The following is a 582-nucleotide window of genomic DNA, read 5'->3' as shown; positions in this document are numbered from 1 at the left end:
CTCGGCCAGGCCGGCGACCGAGGCGTAGGAGGCGGGGCTGTCGTCCATGGTGGCGAGCACGTCGTCGAAGAGGTCGTCGATCCGTTCGGCCGGGGTGGAGAGCATCGCGGCCAGCCGGGCGGCGTGGGTGGAGACCGGGTGCCAGACGATCCGGACGCCCCGGCGGCGGTACCAGGAGAGGTAGATCTTGCGGCCGGGCCAGTTCGGCCCGATCGCCTTGGCGGCCGGCAGGATCTCCTCGTCGATCAGCCGGGCGGTCTCCCGGTCGTCGATCGAGACGCAGTGCTCCAGCAGCAGGATGAGCTGCCGCAGCAGTGTCTCCGCCGGCTTGGCGGCGGCGCTGTGCAGGTTGCGGACCTCGGCCAGGCACTGCACGGCCAGCGCCAGGTTCCACGGCGGCGGGGCGAAGTCGGCCGGCGGCCAGGGCTGGTTGACCTCGGTGGTGAGCAACTGGATGAGCTGCGCGGTGTGGTTCTGGTGCAGCGCGCCGGCGAGCAGCCGGAGTACCTCCCGCCAGGACAGGTCGGCCCAGTGCTGCCGGAAGAGGTCCTTGAGCTGCTCGAAGGAGAGCACCTGGTCGTG

Annotated in this window: 1 protein-coding gene; it reads right to left on the bottom strand. The window is 71.5% G+C overall.

The window, feature by feature from the left end:
- The coding region (locus tag AAH979_RS43135) for a hypothetical protein (RefSeq protein ID WP_346263897.1) at positions 1–582 on the bottom strand (582 nt) is incomplete at both ends.

The sequence above is a fragment of the Plantactinospora sp. ZYX-F-223 genome (assembly GCF_039649625.1).
Taxonomy (GTDB): Bacteria; Actinomycetota; Actinomycetes; order Mycobacteriales; family Micromonosporaceae; genus Plantactinospora.
Note: the sequence above shows the minus strand (reverse complement) of the source record. Positions and strands in the feature narration are given on the sequence as shown.